This is a genomic window from Mesorhizobium sp. C277A, assembly GCF_040324395.1.
Lineage (GTDB): Bacteria > Pseudomonadota > Alphaproteobacteria > Rhizobiales > Rhizobiaceae > Mesorhizobium.
In genome coordinates, this window is the sequence record NZ_JAMYVW010000002.1 from 4,990,152 (window position 1) to 5,010,569 (window position 20,418).

General features: G+C 61.4%; 16 protein-coding genes. 4 read left to right on the forward strand and 12 right to left on the reverse strand.

Features of this window, described 5'->3' with window-relative positions; genetic code table 11:
* Positions 1-10: 10 nt before the first annotated feature.
* Positions 11-1,426, forward strand: a complete 1,416-nt coding sequence (locus NKK52_RS24600) for an adenylate/guanylate cyclase domain-containing protein (protein WP_023685078.1) — start codon at positions 11-13, stop codon at positions 1,424-1,426.
* A 15-nt stretch (positions 1,427-1,441) separates the two neighbouring features.
* Here NKK52_RS24600 and NKK52_RS24605 read toward each other — a convergent pair whose 3' ends face one another.
* The 7 genes from NKK52_RS24605 to NKK52_RS24635 all read right to left on the reverse strand — a co-directional run bounded on the left by NKK52_RS24605 (position 1,442) and on the right by NKK52_RS24635 (position 11,011).
* Positions 1,442-1,921: a class I SAM-dependent methyltransferase gene (locus NKK52_RS24605; RefSeq protein WP_023672134.1), complete on the reverse strand. Its 480-nt coding sequence runs from the start codon at positions 1,919-1,921 to the stop codon at positions 1,442-1,444.
* Positions 1,922-2,068: 147 nt separating this feature from the next.
* Complete coding sequence (locus tag NKK52_RS24610) at positions 2,069-3,250, reverse strand: ABC transporter permease (RefSeq protein ID WP_031196756.1); 1,182 nt, start codon at positions 3,248-3,250, stop codon at positions 2,069-2,071.
* Positions 3,247-4,245, reverse strand: a complete 999-nt coding sequence (locus tag NKK52_RS24615) for an ABC transporter permease (protein ID WP_023672136.1) — start codon at positions 4,243-4,245, stop codon at positions 3,247-3,249. The genes NKK52_RS24610 and NKK52_RS24615 overlap by 4 nt, the downstream gene beginning before the upstream one ends.
* A gap of 2 nt (positions 4,246-4,247) precedes the next feature.
* Positions 4,248-6,146, reverse strand: coding sequence for an ABC transporter substrate-binding protein (locus NKK52_RS24620; protein WP_023685076.1), 1,899 nt, complete (start codon positions 6,144-6,146; stop codon positions 4,248-4,250).
* Positions 6,143-8,038, reverse strand: coding sequence for an ABC transporter ATP-binding protein (locus NKK52_RS24625; RefSeq protein ID WP_023672138.1), 1,896 nt, complete (start codon positions 8,036-8,038; stop codon positions 6,143-6,145). The genes NKK52_RS24620 and NKK52_RS24625 overlap by 4 nt, the downstream gene beginning before the upstream one ends.
* A 151-nt stretch (positions 8,039-8,189) precedes the next feature.
* Positions 8,190-9,530 carry an adenylate/guanylate cyclase domain-containing protein gene (locus tag NKK52_RS24630; protein WP_023672139.1) on the reverse strand — a complete coding sequence of 447 codons (1,341 nt, stop codon included), beginning with the start codon at positions 9,528-9,530 and terminating at the stop codon, positions 8,190-8,192.
* Positions 9,531-9,832: 302 nt separating this feature from the next.
* Positions 9,833-11,011: a DUF3095 domain-containing protein gene (locus NKK52_RS24635; protein ID WP_031198422.1), complete on the reverse strand. Its 1,179-nt coding sequence runs from the start codon at positions 11,009-11,011 to the stop codon at positions 9,833-9,835.
* 74 nt (positions 11,012-11,085) lie between these two features.
* Here NKK52_RS24635 and NKK52_RS24640 point away from each other — a divergent pair, with 74 nt between their 5' ends.
* The gene (locus NKK52_RS24640) at positions 11,086-12,174 is read left to right on the forward strand and encodes a glycosyltransferase family 4 protein (protein WP_023685074.1); all 1,089 of its coding nucleotides are present in this window, start codon (positions 11,086-11,088) and stop codon (positions 12,172-12,174) included.
* Positions 12,171-12,929: a polysaccharide deacetylase family protein gene (locus NKK52_RS24645; RefSeq protein WP_023685073.1), complete on the forward strand. Its 759-nt coding sequence runs from the start codon at positions 12,171-12,173 to the stop codon at positions 12,927-12,929. Before NKK52_RS24640 ends, NKK52_RS24645 begins: the two co-directional genes overlap by 4 nt.
* Position 12,930: 1 nt before the next feature.
* Here NKK52_RS24645 and NKK52_RS24650 read toward each other — a convergent pair whose 3' ends face one another.
* The 3 genes from NKK52_RS24650 to NKK52_RS24660 form a co-directional block, all read right to left on the reverse strand.
* The gene (locus NKK52_RS24650) at positions 12,931-13,785 is read right to left on the reverse strand and encodes an MBL fold metallo-hydrolase (RefSeq protein ID WP_023685072.1); all 855 of its coding nucleotides are present in this window, start codon (positions 13,783-13,785) and stop codon (positions 12,931-12,933) included.
* A gap of 111 nt (positions 13,786-13,896) precedes the next feature.
* Complete coding sequence (locus NKK52_RS24655) at positions 13,897-14,364, reverse strand: cyclic nucleotide-binding domain-containing protein (RefSeq protein ID WP_023672144.1); 468 nt, start codon at positions 14,362-14,364, stop codon at positions 13,897-13,899.
* Positions 14,365-14,398: 34 nt separating this feature from the next.
* The gene (locus NKK52_RS24660; RefSeq protein ID WP_023685071.1) at positions 14,399-17,113 is read right to left on the reverse strand and encodes an ABC transporter transmembrane domain-containing protein; all 2,715 of its coding nucleotides are present in this window, start codon (positions 17,111-17,113) and stop codon (positions 14,399-14,401) included.
* A gap of 266 nt (positions 17,114-17,379) precedes the next feature.
* On the opposite strand from NKK52_RS24660, the gene NKK52_RS24665 reads away from it, so the two are divergent.
* Positions 17,380-18,051 (forward strand): class I SAM-dependent methyltransferase, encoded by a 672-nt coding sequence (locus tag NKK52_RS24665; protein ID WP_084561037.1) that lies wholly within the window; start codon positions 17,380-17,382, stop codon positions 18,049-18,051.
* On the opposite strand, the gene NKK52_RS24670 is transcribed toward NKK52_RS24665, so the two are convergent.
* Together NKK52_RS24670 and NKK52_RS24675 are read right to left on the reverse strand one after the other, a co-directional pair.
* Positions 18,029-19,177: a glycosyltransferase family protein gene (locus NKK52_RS24670; RefSeq protein ID WP_023685069.1), complete on the reverse strand. Its 1,149-nt coding sequence runs from the start codon at positions 19,175-19,177 to the stop codon at positions 18,029-18,031. The two genes, NKK52_RS24665 and NKK52_RS24670, sit on opposite strands and share 23 nt — an antisense overlap.
* Complete coding sequence (locus tag NKK52_RS24675) at positions 19,174-20,418, reverse strand: glycosyltransferase (RefSeq protein WP_023685068.1); 1,245 nt, start codon at positions 20,416-20,418, stop codon at positions 19,174-19,176. Before NKK52_RS24675 ends, NKK52_RS24670 begins: the two co-directional genes overlap by 4 nt.

Consider the following 20,418-nt stretch of genomic DNA (forward strand, 5'->3'; position numbering starts at 1 on the left):
AGCCTGCACGATGACCGAAGCTCAGGATCTGTTCTCGCTTCTGCGGCAATCGACCGATGTCGATCCGCAGGCAATCGACGCAATCCGGCAAACCATCGCCGAGGGCAAGGACCGCGAACTTTGCCGCATCAATGCGCTCGCCTTCGCCAGCAAGCATGGCCTCGACGAGGAACGCACCATAAGCGCCTTTCTCCATGCGGCGCGGGTGGGCATCTTCGACATTTCCTGGAATGTTCTGTGCCCCGGCTGTGGCGGCGTGCTCGACACCAACGCCACGCTGAAAACCATGCAGAAGGACGAATACACCTGCGCGCTGTGCTCCCAGGGCTATTCGCCGACCCTCGACGAGATGGTCGAGGTGACATTCACCGTCAGTCCCCGCGTGCGCAGGATTGCCGCCCACAATCCACACGAACTGCCGTTGGTGGAATATTACCGCCAGATCTACTGGGCGTCCGGGGCCGATCTGCCGGACGAGGATCTGGCGGAAAAGATGGAAGCGTTCTCGCTGGAAGATATCGAGCTTGCGCCCGGTGAAAAGGCGGTTCTGCACATCCAGCTTCCGCCCCAATTCATCATCGTGTTCGAGCCGGTCACGCATTCGGCCCAGTTCATCGACGCGAAGGGCGAACCGGCAAAAGAGCGGCGAAACCTCTCTCTGGCCTTCGACCGCGACCATGTCCAGAGCCAGACGCTGGAGATGCAACCCGGCCCATTGCGCATTTCGCTGGAAAACAGGACCGACACGCGCGTGCTGCCGACGGTCTTCATCGCCTGCCCGGTATTGCATGATTTCCTGGGCAAGCGCCGGCCCTTCGTGACCGCCAAGCGCCTGCTCACCAACCAGACGTTCCGGGATCTCTATCGCACGGATACGCTCGACATCAACCAGCGCCTGAAGATCACCAGCCTGACCTTCCTGTTCACCGATCTGCGCGGATCGACCGAGCTTTACGAGCGGGTGGGCGATCTTTCAGCCTTCGATCTCGTGCGCGAGCATTTCCAGGTTCTGCACGAGATCGTCGCGGCGGAGGCAGGCGCGGTTGTGAAGACGATCGGCGATGCGGTGATGGCGACCTTCGCGACGCCTGACCGTGCGATTGCCGCGGCGCTGCGGATGCGCGACGCCATGCGGGCGCTCAATGACAAAAGCGGGCGCGAGGACCTTCTGCTCAAGATCGGTGTTCATGCCGGCCCCTGCATAGCCGTGTCCATGAACGAGCGGCAGGATTATTTCGGCCAGACGGTCAACATTGCTTCGCGGGTCCAGAACCTCGCCAACGCACAGGCGATCTTCGCCACGCGTGCGGTGGTCGACGATAATCTCACCGCCGATCTGTTGCACAGGAACGCGCTGACGCCCGTGCCGCACGAGGTCTCGCTGCGCGGCATCGAGCGGGAGATTGCGGTTTATACGATCCCCTGAAGAGTTCTCTGCCGCTCACACGCGCTTGCAGAGGAAATAACGGTCGGCGGGCTCCGAAGTGGGCGCCGGGAGGTGTTGCAGCAGCGGGTGATCGAGCGGCGTGCCACTGACCGCGAAGCCGCCGACGCGAAGCAGGCTCGCAATCAGATCGGGAAGCCAGGTAGCGGTCACTGCATCGCGATCGTCATAGCCGGTGCCAATGTCGGCATGAACAAGGGCGGCTTCGATGCCAATGAACTTGCGGCCCGTCTCGCGTATTTCGCCGAGCACGAGGTTTTCAGCTTCGGGAATTGAGCTAGTGTGCGCGCCAACTTCGCGGTCGAACACCACGATCCGGCGCCCGGGCAGAAGCTCGCGCAGATGGTGGAATGTCCGGCCATTGCCGAGGCCGAGCTCAAGCACAAGCCCCTCCATCTTCGCCACCTCGGGGCAGATTCGATTGAGAATGTCGCGCTGCGCGGTCATCCTGCTGATGAAATTATCGAGGCGACTCATATGCGATTTTGTGTCCTGAACCAGCAGCCCCGATCGAGGCTTGCTGCATATAAAGGCGAACGACGAACCCTGCAATAACGCAACCGGCCGCCGACAAGCGTCATACCGGGTGGAGTGTTCGGCAGGCCGCGCGGTGGAACAGCGATATCACTTGTAGGGGTCTGCGGCGTCCCGCAAGCCGTCGCCGAGGAAGTTGAACGCCATGATAACGAGGATGACCGGCAGCATCGGCAAAAGCAGCCATGGATAGAACGCGATCACGCTGACGCTGCGCGCCTCGGTGAGCAGGATGCCCCAGCTGGTTATCGGCGCCCTCAGGCCGAGCCCGAGGAAGCTCAGCGCCGTTTCGCCCAGGATCATGCCAGGGATGGAGAGCGTCGCCGTCGCGATCAGATGCGACATGAAGCCGGGAATGAGATGCCGCCTGATGATGCGGCTGCTTCCGGCGCCCATCAACTGCGCGGCCAGAACGTAATCCTCCTCGCGCAAGGCCAGAAGCTTTGAACGCACGGCCCGCGCCAGTCCGGTCCAGTCGAGCAGTCCGAGGATGACGGTGATGCCGAAATAGATCAGGATCGGACTCCACGTTATCGGCATGATCGCCGCCAGGGCCAGCCATAGCGGAATGCTGGGAATCGATTGCAGGACTTCGATTATCCGTTGGACGATCAGGTCGAAGATACCACCGTGATAGCCGGCCAGCCCGCCGATGACGATGCCGAGCAGGAAGCTGAAACTGATGCCGACGAGGCCGATAGTCAGTGAAATGCGTGCGCCATAGATCATGCGCGAGAGCACGTCGCGCCCCAGCCTGTCGGTGCCGGCCAGAAACAGCTGCCCGTTTTCGGCAGGACAGACAAAATGCCTGTCACCTTCGATCAGGCCCCAGAACCGATAAGTGTCGCCCTTGCAGAAGAAACGGAGCCGCTGAACATCGTCGTGCTTCTCGATGTAGTTCCGCTTGAGCGTGTCCATATCCAGCGTCATCTGGCGGCCATAGACGAACGGCCCGACGAACTCGCCATTGTGGAACAGGTGCACGTGCTGCGGCGGCGCATAGATGTAGTCCATGTTGCGCGAGTGCAGATTGTAGGGCGCCAGGAACTCGCAGATCAGTATCCCGGAATACAGCACTGCCAGGAATATGCCGGATATAAGCGCAAGCCGGTGTTTGCGGAATTTCCACCACATCAGCCGCAACTGCGATGCCTGAAAGACCTTCGATTGCTCCGGCGTCATCGCCTCGACCGACTGCAGGTCGAAGGGCGCGCCGGAAATGTAGTGTTGCAGTGGAGCACCCGGAGCGGGCAGCGGCGAGTCCTGTTTCATTTGGTGCTGCCACCCTGCAAACGAATTCGTGGATCAAGCAGCGCCAGCGCCAAGTCGGAAATCAGCACGCCGATAACCGTCAGGAAGGCGAGGAACATCAGGAATGACCCTGCCAGATACATATCCTGGCTTTGCAGCGCCTTGATCAGCATCGGCCCGGTCGTTTCCAAAGACAGAACGATAGCCGTGATCTCAGCGCCGGAGATGATGGCTGGCAGGATCGAGCCGATGTCGGAAATGAAGAAGTTGAGTGCCATGCGCAGCGGATATTTGACCAGCGCCTTGAACGGATGCAGGCCCTTGGCGCGCGCCGTCACCACATATTGCTTGTGCAGTTCGTCGAGCAGATTGGCGCGCAGCCGCCGGATCATGCTCGCCGTGCCTCCGGTGCCGATGATCAGGACCGGGATCCAGAGATGGGCGAGGATCGACTTCGCCTTGGCCCAGCTCATCGGCTCGCCGAGATATTGCTGGTCCATGAGATGGCCGATGGAGGTGCCGAACCAGATGTTGGCGAAATACATCAGGATCAGCGCCAGCATGAAATTCGGAATGGCAAGGCCGAGAAGGCCGAAGAAAGTCAGGCCGTAGTCGCCCCAGCTGTATTGATGCGTGGCGGAGTACATGCCAATCGGAAAGGCGATGAGCCAGGTGAAGATGATCGTGACGAAGGAAACCAGCACGGTCAGCCACATTCGGTCGCCGACGACGTCGCGAACCGGCAGCTCATATTCGAAGGAATAGCCGAAATCGCCGTGCAGCATCCCGCCCACCCAGTAGAAGTAGCGAATGACCGGCGGCTGGTCGAAACCATATTCCTTGCGCATCATCTGGATGCGGTCGGAATCCACCGCTTCGCCCTGGGCCCGAAGCTCGGCGACATAGCTGTCGAAATAGTCGCCCGGTGGAAGTTCGATGATGGTGAACACCAGCGCCGATATGACCAGCAGCGTTGGAACCATCACGGCGATGCGCCAGACAAGATATCGAAGCACGCTCAGGAGCCTCCAAGCCAGAATGTGTCCAGCAAATAGACACCGAAATAGGAGGTCGGGTCGTAGCCGTAGAGTGCTTTGTCAGGCAGGTTGCGCAGCCGCGACGATACCAGAATCGGCTGAAGTGTTTCGTTCACCGTACCGATAGAGAACACCTGATCGGTGTAGATCGACAGCATCGAGTTCCAGATTTCGGCGCGCTCGCTGGATTCGGTCGACCCGTTCCAGCGCTTGAGCAAAGCCATTAACTCAACGACTTCAGGAACATCGGGTGCCTCACCCATCTTGCCATGCGACAGATAATAAGCGCCCCAGAGCGGCCATTGCAGCTGGTCGTCGATGGTGGGGGCCAGCTGGTATGGATTCATGTCGGCGGTCGGCACGCCATTGTCGATGCCCGACGACATCGACATCAGGATCTGGCCGCCAAGCGCACGGCTGCGGAAGATGTCGCGCTGCGAAGTCCGGATGAACAAAGCGATGCCGATCTTGCGCCAGTGATCGGTGATGAGTTCGAGCGCATCGGTTTCCAGCGTGCTTTCGCCGGCCGTTTCCACGATGATCTGCGCCGGGCGTCCATCGGGAAGTAGCCGCAGGCCGTCATCGTCACGGGCCTGAAGCCCGACCTCGTCAAGCAGTGCATTGGCCTGGTCGGGATCGTGGGCGACCCAGGCTTTCGCGAATTCCGGCCGGTAGAGCGGGCTCTCCGGCAAGACCGTATCGGCGCTTTCCTGCGCCAATCCGTAGAAGACGGCCATGTTGATCTCGCGCCGGTCCACAGCGAGCGAAAGTGCGCGGCGCACGCGCACGTCACGCAAAAGGCCACGCCACACCGGGTCGGCACAATTCAGATTGGGCATGAGCGCCAGCCGCGAACCCTGTGTGCGTTTCCACAGATGCATCTTCACCGGGTAGCGCTTCTCCGCGTCCTTCAGGAAGGAGTAATCGCTGAAGTCGATTCCCATGCATTGCAGGTCGCTCTCGCCCGCACCGGTCTTGGCGGAGATGATCGCCGACGAGCTGACATTCATGATGATCCGGTCGACATAGGGCAGTTGCCGGCCGTTCTCGTCTGTTCGATGAAAGAACGGGTTGCGCTCGAAGATGAACTGGTCGGCCGGCGGCTTGGTCCGGTTCTGCCAGGGGTCGAGCGTCGGCAGATCCGGGTTCTCCGGGCGATACTGCCGCGACATGCGGATATGCAGGAGCGTCCATTTCGCGGTCCGGTTCTCCTTCATCAGGCCGGCGAGCCGGAATGGATCCTGATATTTCTTGTGGAACTGCTTGAGATAGGCGGCCGGCAACACAAGCGGTGTCGGCGAAGCAGCGGCAAGCTTGGGCAGGAAGTCGGGATTGGGCGCGTCCCAACTGTAGCGGACCGTCAACGGATCGACGATCTCGAAACGTGGCGGCTTGCCGTCCGCCAGCAGGGCAGGGGCGAGCCCCCCTTGCGAAAGCTCATCGTTCAGCCAGACATCTTCCCAGCAATAACGAAAATCCTCCGGCGTCAGCAGGCTGCCGTCTGACCATTTATGGCCTTCACGAATCTTGAACGTGAAGACGCGATCGTCCTTTACGTCGAAACTTTCGAGAATGTCGGCTTGAAAGTTAAGCTTCTCGTCATAGCCGACCAGCCGGGAATACCCGTAGATCGTCATCATCCGGATATCTTTCTGGCTGCCGATGATCGTACGCAGCGTGCCGCCATACTGGCCGGGCTGCCGGCCCATCGCCGCGAGGTTCAACGCGCGCGGGCTCTTGGGCAGGCGCTCCGCGAGCGGCGGCAGAGCCCTGGCTTTCAGCTGCGGCTGAAGAAAATCCGGCTCCAGATCGCCGGCGCGCGCCGTGCCCGGCAGAAATGCCGAAGCCATGAGACCAAGGACAATGCGGCGGCTGATCAATGGCGTAACTCGCTGACATCGGCCGAACGTCGGGCCAGCACGAGATGGCCGCCGCCGAGATCGAGCGGCGACAGCATATCCTCTTCGCCCTCGTCGCGGAATTGCGGGCCCCATGCGCTGGTGTCGGAAGCGCCGCCGAGCTTCAGCGTCTTGAAATCCATGGGCCGGTCGAGATCGGGGAAAGGGACTGCGGCGAGCAGCGAGCGCGTGTAGGGGTGGATCGGTTTCCTGAGCAGAATTTCGCGCGGTGCAAGCTCGACGATACGCCCGCCGCACATCACCGCGATGCGGTCCGCCATGTAGTCCACCACCGCCAGATTGTGGGATATGAACAGGTAGGTCAGGCCCAGTTCCTTCTGCAGGTCCTTCAGAAGGTTCAGGATCTGCGCCTGCACGGAGACATCGAGCGCCGAAACCGGCTCGTCGCAGATCAGCAGTTCAGGCCCCAGCGCCAAGGCGCGCGCAATGCCGATACGCTGACGCTGCCCGCCGGAGAAGCTGTGGGGATAACGCTGGATGAAGCGCGGATCGAGCCCGATTGCCTGCATCAGGCTCTTGACTGTGGCTAGCCGGGACGCGGCATTGCCACGTTGATGGATTTCCAGCGGCTCGCTCAAGATGTTTTCCACGGTCATGCGAGGCGAAAGCGACGAGACCGGATCCTGGAAAACCATCTGGAGTTTCGCCCGCAGCAAGCGCAGGGCGTCTCCCTCGGCTTCCAGGACGTCGATCGGTCCGTCGCGGCCGTTGAAGATCACGGAGCCGCCGGTAGGGGTGACGGCCCGCATCAGGATCTTGCTGACGGTGGTTTTGCCGCAACCGCTTTCGCCAACCAGGCCCAGGCACTCACCTCGCCTGATGTCGAAGCTGACGCCGTCCACGGCGCGAACAGAGGTCTGATGGCTCCCGCTGAACCATCCGGAGTTGCGGATGGTGTAGACCTTTTTCAGATCCCTGACCGACAGCAGAATGTCGTCCGGCCCCTTCGCTTCCGGCGCCGTCTGCTTGCCCAGCAGGGTCCCGACATTCACCGGCACCTCGCGGAGCGCCTTCAGTCTTTCGCCAGGCTTCAGGTCGAAATGCGGAACGGCTGCCATGAGGCCCTTCAGGTAAGGGTGGCCTGGCCGGCGGAATATTGCCTCCACAGGGCCTGCTTCCATGATCTCGCCATGGTACATGACGACCACCTCGTCGGCGACATTGGCAACCACGCCGAGGTCGTGTGTGATCAGCAGCATTGCCATGTTGAGCTTGGTCTGGAGCCCACGAAGCAATTGCAGGATTTGCGCCTGGATGGTGACGTCCAACGCCGTTGTCGGCTCATCGGCGATCAACAGAGCGGGCCGGCAGATAAGCGCCATGGCGATCATAGCGCGTTGCCGCAATCCTCCCGAAAGTTCGAACGGATACATGTCGTAGGCGCGCTTGGGATTGGGAAACCCGACGAGGCCGAGCATTTCCTCGGTCCTCGCCTTGCGCTCCGTCCGATCCATGTGCGTATGAATCTGCAGGGATTCGCTGACCTGGTTGCCGATCGTGTGCAGCGGCGACAGCGATGTCATCGGCTCCTGAAAGATCTTGCCGATGCGGCTGCCTCTCAACGCCCGGATTTCGGGTCCGTCGCGCGGCATCTGCAGGATGTCCTGCGTGGTGCCGGGCTTTTTGGGATCGGAAAACAGGATACGGCCGCGAACATGGGCCGTGTTCGGCAAGATGCCCATCACGGCCTGGCTGAGAACCGATTTTCCGGAACCGGACTCACCGACAAGTGCGGTGACCTTGCCGGGCAGGACGCGAAGATTTGCCCGCCTGACGGCATGCAACGGTCCCCCGACAATGGCAAAAGAGATGCCAACATCCTCGATCCTCAGCAGATCAACGCCTGCATCCATTCCCACACCAGCCCCAATCTGGCGCCTCCCGACCGGCCCCAAAAAGCAAGACTAGCGCATTGTCAGCGCAGAGCAACTTGGATTCGAAACGAATTCCCCGGCGACCGGCGGCCGGACAGCATACCAGGGCGTCCAGATCGGATGGTGGTGACTACTGGAGCTTCCTCCGGTCGCCCGCCGACAGCCGCGCGGCATCGCGATGAAGCAGCATGACCTGCTCGGCGTCCGATATCCGATCGTGAAACGGCTGCAGCGCAGCGTCTTCATCGAGTGCGAGAGCACCCGATAGATCGGGTGAAAGCACCGTCAGCTTCTGCTTGCTGCCCGCCAGTTCCTCCTCGCCGAGCGTCAGCCAGCTGTTGGCCCCGCAATAGCCGGCGAAGTCCTTGCTGGCGAGAACGCTGTGCGGATATTTCTTGGTCAGGGTCTGGAGACGCTGGACCTCGTTTACAGCCGAGCCGAAGACCGAGAATGTGAGTCGGTCGGTAAGCCCGACATTGCCGAACATCACATTGCCGACATGCAGGCCGATACCAAATTTTATATCGCCCAGTCCTTGCTCTTTTCTGCGCAGATTGAGCTCCATCATGCGCATGCTGGCCTTGTGCGCAGCCGCAAGAGCAGCCTGGCAGGCGATCTCTGACTGCGCGCGATGCCTTTCGCAGGGGTAGACGGCAATGAATCCATCCCCCAGGAAACTCATGATCTGCCCGCCTTTGCGATTGAAAGGTGCTGCGATGGCATCGAAAAACTGGTTCAGCGTATCGATATAGACTTCGCGGCCGGAAGTTTCGGCGAGCCTTGTCGACCCGCGCATATCGCCCATCACCAGCGCGGCCCGGATTGTGTCGCCCTCGCCGCGCTTGATCTGGCCGTCCAGCACGCGCCTGCCGGCGTCACCGCCGAGATACGTGGTCATCATGTTGTCGGCGAGCTTGGTGAGCACCGCCATCTTGCTTGCTATAGCGAGATGGTTCTGGATCCGCAGCAGCGCCGAAATCATGCTGTCGCTGAAGCCTGAAGCACTGTCGGTGGACCAGGACCCCAACATGCCCTGACTTGTATCGCCGTTGAAGGGATGGACGAAAGCCATGTAATCGGTGACGCCCATAAGCCTGAGCTCATCGAAAACAGGAAACTCCGACCGCACCGACGGGTCGAGCCGGCGCCGCAGATGGTCGAGCTTGTTGCTGAGCAGATGGTAGTATGGGCTGGTCAGGAATCTGTCGGAATGGACGCCGTTCTCACTCCGGAAGCCTTCCACTTCCAGGCCTTGGCCGCGAATCCAGGTGAAACCGAGCGCGTCATAAAGCGGATGCAGCATCGAAAAGCTCAAATGCACCCGCTTCAGCGGCAGGCCGGCAGCAGCCAGCCGTTCACAAAAACCCTTGACCAATGTTTCCAGGTCGTCGCCCGCCAGCGCCGATTGGGTCAGCCAATCGGCAACCTTATCCATGAGAATGTTGGAAATTTCTGCTTGCGCTGTGCTCATGCTATCTCGAAACCCGTCGAAGACGAGCCATCTCCTTTGATCCGCAAAATTCTCGAAGTCAATGAAGCCGGCTTCGGGGGCAGAAGCCGGCGAAGAATATCCCGAATGACTGTCCTTGCAGGAAGCAAGCAGACGTCGACCGCACAAATCACCTGCAACACTATGTGGCGAGGCTGCCGGCGAAGTGCAATCCCGATCCTGACATCGCGCAAATAATTGGTCGGCTCAGGCACCGTTGGGCTCGCCGGGTCTCAAGAACCATGGCCCCGGCGAATTGCGGAAAATCGATTCCCCAAGCCGTATCAGACCGGCGCCTTCGCCTTCAGGCTTGCGGCAGCCATTGCATAGCCGCCGGCGGCGCCATCGATGAAGTGAACATGATCGCGCTGCAGCGGCGAGATGACGAGGCATGTCATCAAGGCCGACTTCTGGCGGTGCAGGCCATAGTTGCAGATGCCGGCCTCTTCCGCTTGTTTCAGCCGGTTATCGATCCGCTGCAACACATCCGCGTCGACGTCGATGGTCATTTTCAAGCCGTCGTCGAACTTGCGGAAATCCGAATTGCTGGCCACCTGGCGTTTGTAGACCTTCGGGTCGAAACCGCCGATCGTCCAGCCCAATTTGTCGGTGAAGGCCGTAAGCGTCATCAGGAAGATCACCCACAGCTTGGCCAGCCACCGCCGGCCCGGCGGCGCCGTGGCCCGTGCCTCGACATCGAGACCGGCGGGCAAGAGACTATAGGCCGGACCGTCCACCGGCACCGGGTGGCCATCGCGCTCCTGCCTGCCGGCAAGGGCGATGATGTCGGAAGCCAGAAACTGGAAACCACGCAAGTCGCGCGATGCCCCCGGCACGGCTATGATCGAGACAATTTCGCCATGCCGGGCTTCGATCGGGTTCCAGCGGCAGGAGAGGCCGGTCAGATCCGGCCGCGCGCCGGCCGGGGCGGGGTCGACGCGGTAGCGCCCGGCTTTCATTTCGGCTTCCGCCCAACTGCCGCCGCCGCCGGCGAACATGGCATAGAAGGCTGCTTCGGAGGCCTGGAACCTCGCCACGCGAACGTCGAGGCCTTGCCCTCTTATGTCCTTTATCGGCACGATTGCGGCACGCAAGGTCAGGTCCAGTTCGTCCGCCACCCATCTCTGGACAGAAGCCAGCGCGTTACGGGCGATCTCCAGCGCCGAGCCGGGAAACGCCACGAGCGCGCCGTCGCCGCCGAAGACGAAGGGAAGATCTTGCCGTCCCAGCGCGTTGAGCAGCGCCGAAATGACGCTGGCGCCGGCCATATTGACGGTTTTGTAGCGCCCGGCCTCGATCGCCTTGGTCGAGCCGACGATGTCGGCGGTGGCCAGCGCCCAGCCATCGGGGAGAGGCCGATAGTTGTCGATATCGGCAACGCTTTCGAACTTTGCGAAGACCGGCAAAGAAGCGACGAACGGGTCGGACGCGACAGCTGTTTCCATAAGCATCAGATAGCACATTCCAGCGCTTGAAGGTGAAGTCGATCACGCCTCGAAATTGACTTGGGCAGGCTTTGCGATGATAGGATCGCGCGATGCGAATTGCCTTCTACGCCCCGCTGAAGTCGCCCAATCATCCCGTTGTCTCCGGCGACCGCCAGATGGCACGGATGCTGGTCCAGGCGCTGCAGCATGGCGGGCATAGCGTCGAACTGGCATCGGAGTTGCGCTTCTATCTACGCCAGCCGGAACCGAAAAGTTTCGATGCGCTCATGATCGAGGCCCGGGACGAAGCCGCGCGACTGACAAGGCTTTGGGACCGTGACGGCAAGCCCGATCTCTGGTTCTCCTATCATCCCTACTACAAGGCGCCCGACCTGATCGGGCCCGAGCTGGCGTTGGCCTTTGCCGTCCCCTATGTGACGGCCGAAGCCTCCTATTCCGAACGGCGCAACGCCGGTTCGTGGGCCGATAGCCAGGCATTGGTCGCGCGAGCCATCGAACAGGCGGCGCTGAACATCTGCTTCACGCAAAGGGATCGCCAGGGGCTGGCGGATGCTGTCCCCCACGCCGCTCTCGGTATGCTTTCACCCTTCATCGACACATCGGCATTCCACGAAATGCCGGTACTGGATTATCCGACGCGCCTCGTGACCGTCGCCATGATGCGCCCGGGCGACAAGGTCTTGAGCTATCGCATGCTGGCGCAGGCGCTCGGGTTGATCGGCCATCTCCCCTGGACGCTATCGGTCGTCGGGGACGGACCTGCCCGTGACGAGGTAAAGGCGCAATTCGCCGGCTTGCCCGCCGACCGTATCGAATGGCTTGGCGCCATCGAGCCTGCCGCCGTGCCGGATGTCCTTTATCGCGGGGGAATCTACGTCTGGCCGGGTTACGGCGAGGCCTATGGCATTGCCTATCTTGAAGCACAGGCCGCCGGCCTTCCGGTGGTGGCTCAGGACATTGCCGGCGTGCCGGAGGTCGTGCGGCATGGCCAGACCGGGTTTCTCACCCCGCCGGGCGATGTGGGGGCGTTCGCTTCGGCCATCGCAAGGCTTCTGGCCAATAATGACGAAAGAACCATCATGGCTGCAGAGGCCAGACGTTTCGTTCTCGAAGAACGCTCTCTCGGTGCTGCAAAGGCCCGTCTGGCGGAACTTCTCAAGATGATCCCGTTGTCATGACGTCCGACCCGATTTGGCAGCCTCTGGTGGACGAGCTGGCGCATCGGCAACGGTGGGGCCGCAAGGCAGAGTTCTGGCTGCGCGACGACGACGCCGTGGATCCGACGCCGGCGCTCGATCGGTTGCTCGACCTCACCGGTGACTTCGCGGTTCCGGTCACTCTGGCCGTCATTCCGGCCCAGACCGACGGGAAGCTTGTCGTCCGGCTTGACGCCGCGCCGCATGCCACGGTTGCCATTCATGGCTGGGCGCACCGAAATCATGCGCCCGAGGGTCAAAAAAAGCAGGAGCTCGGCGCGCATCGGCCACGCGAGGTGGTGCTGGATGAGCTGGCCGGCGGGCTGTCGCGTGTAACCGGCCTGCACGGCGCACGTGCGGTTCCGATGCTGGTGCCGCCCTGGAACCGGATCGACGCCGGCCTGGTACCCGACCTCGGATCGATAGGATTTGCGGCATTGTCGGTGTTCGGGCCGCCAAGGCCGGCTTCCTTGGCGGTCATCAACAGCAATGTCGACATCATGGATTGGCATGGCACGCGCGGCTGCCGCGATCATGGTCTGTTGGTTCAGGCCATCGTCGCGCAATTGCAGCGTGCATTCGACGGCGGCGAACCGGTCGGCCTGCTCACCCACCATCTCGTCCATGATGAATCGGCATGGCTTTTCCTCGAACGGCTGTTCACGATCACCGCGCGGACCGAAGCCTGCGCATGGCTTCCGATCAGCACATTGACCGAACGCAGCGCCGGAAAATAGCTCAGCGCTTTTTGTTCACTGAAGTTGGGAATGTGAGCGTCTGGCCATCCCGCGCCGCAAAAGCGCCGGCAAACCTGTCCTTGGCCAGTTTCTCCATCTCGTCCAGCTCATCGTCGGTGCGTGCCGGATCGTGGTGAAACAGCGCAAGCCCGCGCGCGCCGGCCGCCTCGCAGAGCTTGACGCCCTGTTGCCATGTCGAGTGCCCGTTGCCGCGGTAGCGCTCCATTTCCTCCTCGGTGTAGGTGCAGTCGTAAATGACGAGGTCGGCATCTCTGATCAGGCCGAGCACCGCCTGGTCGAGTTTGCCCGGCTCGTGCTCGGTGTCTGTGATGACCGCCACGACGCGGCCCCCCCATTCGACCCGGTAGCCGATGCAGCCGCCCGGATGGGTAAGACTACCGGTTCGTACAACAACTCCTTCGCGTGGCCGAAGCAGGTCTCCGGATGCGAAATCGCGGCAGTCGAGGCTCGCCTTGCAGACACCGAGTGTCACCGGAAACCATGGCGGCCGAATGAATTCATCGACCATCTGCCGCGTCGTCATGCGTCCAGCGAGATGCCCGGACCAAAGCGTAACTTTGATGCCTCGTTCATAAATAGGCTTGAAAGCCGGCAGCCCGATGATGTGATCGTAATGGCAATGGGTAAAAAACAGGTCGAAATCGGTGACGCCCGACGCTCGAAGCGTCCTGCCGGCAGGCCGCAGGCCGGAGCCCGCGTCGAACAGAAGCGTATGCTTGCCGCATTGCATCTCGATGCAGATCGTGTTGCCGCCATAGCGAGCAAATTCTGGCCCCGACACCGCAATGCTGCCGCGCACGCCCCAAAACCTGACAAGGAAGAAATCGTCGTCCATGCACCCTTTCGCCCATCGTAGCCAACCAACTGCTGCCAGAGTCGTTCCAGGAAAGGTGTGACACGGTTCCGGAAACTGCATCAAAACAAAGAAACAGAGCGGCTCGCCGCTTCAGTGCAACTGTGAATCGCTCTCGGCCGTTCGTGCGTCGATCAGGTCCGCGGTCGTACTGCTTAGCCTATCGGCAAGAACCCGCAATATCTCGATGGTCATTTCGGGAAACTCCTTCATAAGCCTCAGGAAATGGTCCTTGCGGATTCTCAAGGCCTCCAGCTCACTTGCCGCTTTGACGGTGGCAGTACGGGAGCTGTTGCACAATATGGCAATCTCGCCAACGATCGAATTTGGCAGCAATTCGGCAACTTTGATCGGCCCATTGTCGGAATCGACCAGAATATCCGCGCTGCCCGAAAGGATGACATAGGCGGCGTCTGCCTCGTCGCCCTGCCGGAAAAGAATCTGGCCGGCACTGTAGTTCACGCGATCGGACGTGAACGCGAGCAGCTTGAGCTTTGTCGGCTCGATGCCAGAGAACAAGGGAACGCGTTGCAGCATTCCAACTTCATCCTTGAGCAGCATTGTCGCAAACCTTCCTGAATTCGCGTTTGCCAGACTATGACACAAGTTCCTTGAAGATACCGTTTCCCGCCAAGAGTGTCTCGTGTGTTCCGTCTTCCACCAATTGGCCTGAGTCAAAGACCACAACCCGATCGAACATCGCCGCCATTGCCGGATTCGTCACCACCCACACAATTGCCGGCGAATGGCCGTCGCGTCTGGCTTCGTCGAGCACATTCCGCAACACTTTGTCCTGCACGCGCTGGTCGAGCGCCGACAGCGGCCGATTGAGAATGAGGAAATCGGGACGCTTGAGCAAGGCGCGGGCAACATCGAGCTTCTGTCGCTGTCCGCCGGTCAGCCGCCTGCCGGCGGCGCCGACGTTGAAGTCCAGGCCGACATCCAGAAGCTCGGCATAAAGCCCCAGTTCGTCAAGAATATCATAGACGATGGAGCGAATGCGGTCCGGCGCGTCGGGATGGTTGTTGCCGACACGCCCGAACAGGACATTGTCCATGACGGTGGCTGCGGCGATATATTTGGCCGGGTCAAACCGTTCGACAGCTTTCTGCAGCTCGGCCGGCAGGTTTTCATAGAACTGGTTGCGTGCAGCGATGATCTTGCTCATCAACTCGTCGGTCAGCAGGCCGAAGCGATGCCGGGGCTCGATATAGGCAAAGCTCAACGTGACCATCATGGCGCGGTCGTTCTCCGAAACCGCATCGTAGGGGCGATTCTTGAGCCGTTGCAGCAAGGTTTCGTAGGCGGGTATCTCCTCGGCGCTCATGAAGGCGAGCTGCTGGAAGAACTGGTGTTCGGGCGGGAGGTCGGCAAACAGCTCGATCGCCTGTTCGGCGATCTCCATACCCATTTCGTAGAGCGTGCGATCGAGGCCGGCTTGCTTCAGCACGGAAGCAAAATAGGGATTGGACGCCAGTGCCTTGTGAGCCAGTTCGGGGCCGGCCGCGGCGCCGAAGAGCAGGTTCTGGCCGATCGTCGCTTCCTTGTTGTAGGCGCCCGGTTCGAAAGGAACCACCAGCGCGCTCAGGCCTTCTTCCTCCAACCGGGTTCGCAGCGCCGCACGCAATTCGACGATCCGCCCGGCAAGCTTCGTGTGGCGCTTGAGGTCGGCCGAAGAGCGCAAGCCAAGATCCAGAATGTCGCGCGACAGAAGAACCGCGTCGAGCACCCGGCGCACGGCTTCGAAGAGGTCGTGCGGGCCGGTGGCGCCGGCGGAGGCATAGTTGATCCAGTCGCTGCGGATATCGAGATCCGGATTGCCCGACCGGCGCGCCTCGTCGATGTTCCAACGGTGCTGGTCCGCCGCGGCGCCGTCATATGTCACCGATGTCAGCGGCGCATGCTTCAACCCGTAGAGCAAATTGTCGCGCAGGCTTGCCTGGAACAGGAAAACATCCGACGAAGCGTAGGACATGCGCCGGCCGGTCACGGCTTCGGGGAGATCGAGCAAGTCATCGGAGCCCGAAACGATCCTTCCGCTGTCCGGCCAGGTCAGCCGCGCAAAGGCTTCCGCAAGCGCCTCCGCTCCCCCTGTTGCGGTGCTGACCAGCGCCACCGTCTCACCCGGCTTGACCTCGAGCGAGATGCGATTGAGGAGCATTGCGCCGCCATCGTCTGCTATCGACAGGCTGACCGCCGACAGCGGCTTGGTCATCGGATCGGGATCGTCGACCGTCAGTGCTCCGATTTCCGGCGCGATGATATTCTCGACGGTGAACTGTTCGACGACCTGCTGATATTTGACCTGGACATCCTGCCGGTCCTGATCCCAGTCGATCAGTTCCTTCATCGGTCCGGGCAAGTCCTTGTAAGCGCCGATCACGGCCACGAGCTGGCCGACATCCAACCGCCCCTGAATGACCAGATAGCCACCGATCATGTAAAACAGAAAGGGCGTGAGCTGCGCGAGAAAATTGTTGAGGAACTTTACCATGAATTTCCATTGGTAAAGATCGAAGCGGATTTTGAAGATGAGCCCGAGCCGGGCTGCTATGTCGGCGCGCTCGTAGTTCGACGTATCGTGGACGTGAACCGCGCCGATGCCGTCGACGATTTCGCCAACCCGGCCTGAAAGCGCGCGCGCCGTCAACTGCCGCTGGCGCCCGAGCACGAGCAGCCGCCGCCGCATTCGCGGGATAAGCACGATCTGGATCGCCACGATCACGACCGCTATCATTCCGAGCCAGACGTTCTGGACCATGATGAACAGCATGGCCGTCAGCGCCTGGCCGCCGAGCAGCACCGGCTGCAGGAAGGCATCGCCAATGAAGCCGCCCAGCGGCTCCACCTCGTCCTTCACCATGGTCGCCACTTCGGCGGATTTCACCCGCTTGAAGTAAACCGGCGGAAACCGCAGCACACGATCGACCAGATCGAAACGAATACGCCGCAGCATGCGTTCGCCGAGCCGGCCCTTGTAAGTGTTGATGTAGAGCTTGAACAAGCCGTTGATGACGACCAGCAAGAGGAACACAAGGCTGAGCGCAAGCAGGGTCGAGGTGCGGTCCAGTTGAAAACCGGAGAAGAACTGGACCTCGCCGATGAACGGCAGGTTATAGTGCAACCGCATGAATGGCAGGGTCGCGCCCGGTTGCTCGAACCCCTTGCCCTGGATCGGGCCGTTGACGATCAGCTTCGGCAGGTCGAACGACATGAAATACGGGACCATCGAAAGCACGACGATCATCAATATCCAGAGCTGCTGCTTCCTGGTGTGCGTCCAGATATAGCGGGCTAGGCTGGTTTCCATATGCGATTGTCAGTTTGAAGGATGCGGAATGTAAAGGCACCTGCTGGCAAATGGTGTATCGGCCATGTCTTCGCCGCCAACGACGAGCTCAAAGCGGCAGCTGCGCGCCAGGCGGATGGGCGCCGATGGTCCGGACAAATTCAATCGGCCGCCTCCGGGCAATGGCGAAACGGCTTGCGGCACAGTCGCGTCCGCAAGTCGAACAGCCTTGCATGAGGCAAGATTGCGTTGTGTCGCCCGAAATCCCAACATAGAAGACGAATATGATGGATGTCACGCAACCACGCAATGCCGGCATGGATGGGCATGAGCAAGCCCTGGACCTCACGCGGGGAATTGCCGCCTATGTCGACCACCCTCTCGTGGCCGGGCTGGCGCGCGTCATCGCCAAGCATCCGCAGGCCGATATCGCCAATGCCTTCAACCACAAGCAGGTCGCCTGCAAGATGTGGGCGCTCGACAGGCTGTTCGAACGCTGCGGCGGCCGGTTCGAACGCATATGGGTTCTGGGTGGATGGTACGGCGTATTGCCGGCGATGCTTTTCAACGACGCCCGCTTCGACATCGCGGCGATCGACAGCATCGACATCGATCCCGAAGTCGGCGCGGTCGCCCGGACACTCAACCGGCAAGCCGGCGACCGGTTTCAAGCGCTGACGGCAGATATGTACGCACTCGACTATGCCGCCGGCGGGCCCGACCTGGTGGTCAATACGAGCTGCGAACACATAGCCGACCTAAGCGCCTGGCTTGCCCTGCTTCCGCGGGGTACGAACGTGCTGCTGCAGTCGAACGACTATTTCAGCGAGCCGACGCACATCAACTGCGTGGCGTCACTTGCAGCCTTCGAAGCAATGGCGGCGCTGCGGCAGATCAGGTTCTCCGGCGAATTGCCGACAAAAAATTATACACGCTTCATGCTGATCGGAGCTGTTTGAAGCGCTCGCGCAGAATTTGCGCCGAGCGCCGCGCCCCTTCCAGATCGAGACGATGCGCGGCTGGCGGCGGTCCCGCAAGCGCCTGCTCGATCGCATGCGCCAGACGTTCAGGCGTCAGGTCCTGTTCCGTCAGCACCGTTGCAAGACCGAGCTCTTCGAGCATCAGAGCGCGACGCGTCTGCTCGGTTTCCCCGCCGGCTGCAAATGGAACGAGCAGCGAGCGACACCCCGCGCGCATGACATCGCAGACCGTGTTGTAACCCGCCTGCGAGACCGACAGGCGGGCGCCGGTCAGCAGGCTGGCGAAATCCTCGCGGAACCGGAAGATGGACAGGCGTGGGGTGGCATCGCGTGTGATCGCGTCAAACTCGTCCTTCGGCAGGTTTGGGCCGGTGATCAAACACCATGTCCAGGCGTTATCGGCACTTCGCGCCGCCGCGACGGTGGATCGGACAAGGCTCTTTCCGGCCGCCCCGCCGCCAACCGACACGAGAACGTCGAAGCGCTCTGAGGCCGCTTGCGCCGGCGGCGCGGCAACGAGCCCTGTGTAGGCGACCTCGGCCCTGATCGCCCCAGCCAGCGGAAATGTCTTGTCGATGGTTGCGAAAGCCGGATCGCCATGGACCATGACAAGATCGAAATGCCTGTTGACGATATCGACCGTTTCTTCGTTTCGGCTCGGCTTCACGCGCTCCTGAAGGATGTCGCGGACGGACGCCGCCAGCAGCGGTCTGGGCGATGTCGCTTCGATGGCCTCGATCAGTGGCAAGAGTTCGAAACGCATCTGCCGGCGTCCAAAGGGAAACGCCTCGATAATGACGATGTCGGGCCTGTAATCCCGGAAAGCCTGCAGCAGCATCTCTGAGCGCCGCGTCTTGAAATCATCGTCGATGGCTTTGCCCTGCAGGTCGACAAGTCCGGAAAATCCTTCGTCACCGGAGGTGACAGGCGGCAGGGTCACGGATTTTACACCCGATCCCGGAAATCCCGCGATCGGCGCTCCGCCGGTCACGACGGTGACGTCGAACCCGTCATCGACCAGAGCCGCCGCAATGCGGCTGGCGCGCGCGAGATGGCCCATGCCGAGCAGGTGCTGAACATAGAAGAAAGCGCGCAGCCGCTTCATTCGGCGGCCCGCCACTCCCGCTCGAACAGTTCCTTGAGCTGTCCAATGCCTGCCACATGGTCGAAATTGCTTCGCACGCGCCGCTCCGCGGCGTCGCCGAGGCGGGCGCGCAGGACGGGATCGCGGATCAGGCGCTCCAGCGCCTGTGCCAGGGCAGTCGGGTTTTCCGAGGGAATCAGCAGCCCGGTTTCATCCGACGATAAAAGCTCCGGCACGCCGGAAATATCGGTCGACACGCAGGCAAGCCGCTGGCTGGCCGCCTCCACCAGAACATTCGGCAGGCCGTCCCTGTCGCCATCCGCGGTGATCCTGCAGGCCAAAGCGAAGATGTCGGCGCTGCGGTAGTGCTCGAGCACCTCCTCCTGCGCCAGCGCGCCTTTCCAGGAGACGCGGCCATCCAGTCCGAGCCTTTGCGCCAGCGCTTTCAGCCGTTTCAGTTCCTCGCCGCCACCGATATGCTCGAAACGCCACGCCAGATCGCCAGGCAAGAGGGCAAGAGCCTCGAGCAACGTATCATAGCCCTTCTTTTCAACGGCGCGTCCGACGCTCAAGATCATGACCGGTTCGGCCGGCGCCGAGCCGTCATGCTGTTTTCGCGCCTCGCCGAAACTGCCGAAGCGGTCAAGGTCGAGCCCATGATAGCTCAGATGCACGGACGAACTGCCGTTGGCGAGTTTTTTCAGATGGTCGAAGCCGGTTTTCGTGCACGTGACCGTCCAGCGCGCCGAGGAAAGCTTGCCGGCCAGATCCCAGTCCGCCGACGTCCAGATGTCCTTGGCATGGGCTGAGCAGCTCCAGGGCAAGCCACGAAGCTGGCTGGCATAGCGCGTCACAGATGCCGGCGTGTGCGCGAAATGGGCATGCAGCCATCCCGCGTCTTGCGGCCATTCGGCGGCCAACACGAGCGCTTGCCCGAAGCGGCGCGCGCGATTGCGGGTAAAGTCGCGGCGGATATCGGCAGCCAGCGATTTGAGCGCGCGCCAGAAGCCAGGCCGCGGCAGACAGGCAAACAGCGACCGAAGCACGCGCAGCGGCTCTCTGTGCAGATATTCCGGTAGATAGTGGACGGGGGCCTTGATCTCATCGTGCACGGGATGACGTTTTGCGTCGGTCGGCCGCCTGAGCGCGAAAAGTATCAGGTCGAACCCCGCACGCTCCAGACCGAGCAGCTCCTGCGCGATGAAGGTTTCCGACAGCCGCGGGTAGCCCTTCAGAACCACGACGATCTTGCGGTGTTGCAA